The organism is Nostoc sp. CALU 546 (assembly GCF_048836525.1).
Genome location: NZ_JAWJTF010000341.1, coordinates 1 through 2,032 on the forward strand (window position 1 = coordinate 1; position 2,032 = coordinate 2,032).

The 2,032-nt window shown below is 40.5% G+C and carries 3 protein-coding genes; 2 read left to right on the plus strand and 1 reads right to left on the minus strand.

What is annotated here, in order from left to right; translation table 11 throughout:
• Positions 1–19: 19 nt before the first annotated feature.
• Positions 20–640: a tetratricopeptide repeat protein gene (locus RRG12_RS43480; protein WP_420760805.1), complete on the minus strand. Its 621-nt coding sequence runs from the start codon at positions 638–640 to the stop codon at positions 20–22.
• 155 nt (positions 641–795) lie between these two features.
• Between RRG12_RS43480 and RRG12_RS43485 the strand changes: the two genes are divergently transcribed.
• Together RRG12_RS43485 and RRG12_RS43490 are read left to right on the plus strand one after the other, a co-directional pair.
• Positions 796–1,584, plus strand: a complete 789-nt coding sequence (locus RRG12_RS43485; RefSeq protein WP_420760806.1) for an SDR family oxidoreductase — start codon at positions 796–798, stop codon at positions 1,582–1,584.
• 94 nt (positions 1,585–1,678) lie between these two features.
• Positions 1,679–2,032 (plus strand): rhomboid family intramembrane serine protease (locus RRG12_RS43490; protein ID WP_420763313.1); only part of this gene is annotated, 354 nt, incomplete at its 3' end.

The window sequence follows — 2,032 nt, forward strand, 5'->3', positions numbered from 1 at the left end:
AAAACATCCTCTGAGCAAATCAAGGCCATCCTCGTAGCTTCTTATGTACCCATGCCAGACACCACATATAATCATCAATTTTGAAATTATCAGCAGCTTTAACTATATATTCCTGAGCTAAACCAATATTATTCTCGACTTCGTAATATAATCCCAAGTAAAGATGACTGTAAAAATTTCCCTTTATTCCTTCTGATTTACCAACAGTTAAAACATCATCTGGTATACAATTTCCTGCATATAAATCATATACGCACTGCATAATACGTCGAGGATCATTTTTTACAGTTAGTAAAGAATTACGTGCCTCTTCAACACCTAACGAACGAGCTATGCAGAGATATCGCCATACTGTTTCTTCTACATCTTGAGCATTCACTGTCAAATCTATTTCAAATTGTTCAGCGCCCTCAGCAAATCTTTCTGCATAATAGTACGATAATCCCCGTTGCCAGAGGTAGGGTTTAATACTAGTATCCAATTGCTCTGCTGTGTCGAAATCTTGAATAGATTCATCAATCTTGGCTAGTTGAAAGTTAACCATGCCTCGGCGAATGTAAGCATTGGGATTTTTCGGCTGATTGCGAATGGTTTCGTTCCAGCGCTGGAGTTGATTTTGCAGAGAATTTGAAAAAAACATGAGTTTGGTCAGCTATTGAATTGGAATCAGATGCAGTGAATAGTTTAGGGGTTGCGATCGCCTACATTACTATAAAAAGCGATCGCATCGGACACCTGCAAGATAAACTATTAGGTTATTGATGGCTTGAAAATAAAAAATCCGCAGAATTACAAATGAGCGATGCCTACGAGGGGCTACGTCTACGCTGGACACTGACAGGAAAGAAAGCACTGATTACAGGTGCTACCAAAGGCATTGGACTAGCTGTTGCCAATGAGTTTTTATCTCTAGGTGCGGAAGTCACAATTGTGGCACGGAATTCTCAAGATGTTGAACAACAATTAATTACCTGGCAACAATCAGGCTTACCTGCTTATGGGATTACCGCAGATGTTGCAACCCCTGATGGGCGACAAGCCATTTTTGAGCAGGTTGGCAAAACCTGGGATAAATTAGACATCCTGGTGAATAATGTGGGAACCAATATCAGCAAAAAAGTAGTAGACTACACGACTGCTGAATATGAGTTCATCATCCAGACAAACCAGATATCAATTTTTGAGATGTGCCGTCTGTTTTACCCTCTGCTGCAAAATGGGGAAAATAGCAGCATTGTAAATATAAGTTCGGTGGCGGGTTTAGTCTCGAACCGTACAGGCGCTCCTTATGGTATGACTAAAGCGGCTATAAATCAACTGACGCGATCGCTATCAGTTGAATGGGCTTCCGATCATATTAGGGTAAATACCGTAGCACCTTGGGCTATTCGCACGCCTCTAACCGAATCTGTACTCGATAATCAAGATTTTCTCAAATTAGTTCTATCACAAACACCTATGGGAAGGGTTGGTCAACCAGAAGAAGTAGCGGGTTTAGTAGCATTTCTTTGTATGCCTGCGGCATCTTTCATCACTGGACAATGTATCACCGTCGATGGTGGATTTTTGGCTTTCGGTTTTTAAGTTTAAAAGCGAGATTTATCCACGAGGTAGAAGAAAATACTTGCAAAATTCAGTATTCTAGAATCGCTGTCTTAACAAATCAGGAAAAACGCCCGTGGTTCCAATTAGCGATAATAATCCGACCAAAATCACCCCTTATGTAACTTATGGACTGATTGCTGCCAACGTCCTCGCTTTTCTTTATGAAGCAAGTCTTCCCCCACAAGCATTAAATGGTTTTTTACACCTTGCGGCTGTAGTTCCACGAGAACTCTCCTTAAGCTTTGCTGGTATCTCTGTACATCAACCAGTACCAGAGTGGGCAACTTTGATTACTTCACAATTTTTGCATGGGGGATTGTTGCACTTAGGTGGCAATATGTTATTTCTTTGGATTTTTGGCAACAACGTTGAAGATAAGTTAGGTCATGCCAAATATTTACTGTTTTATTTATCTTGCGGTGTTTTG

Coding starts and splice junctions, on each gene's coding strand:
- RRG12_RS43480 (WP_420760805.1), bottom strand. CDS start 640: ATGTTTTTTTCAAATTCTCTGCAAAATCAACTCCAGCGCTGGAACGAA.
- RRG12_RS43485 (WP_420760806.1), top strand. CDS start 796: ATGAGCGATGCCTACGAGGGGCTACGTCTACGCTGGACACTGACAGGA.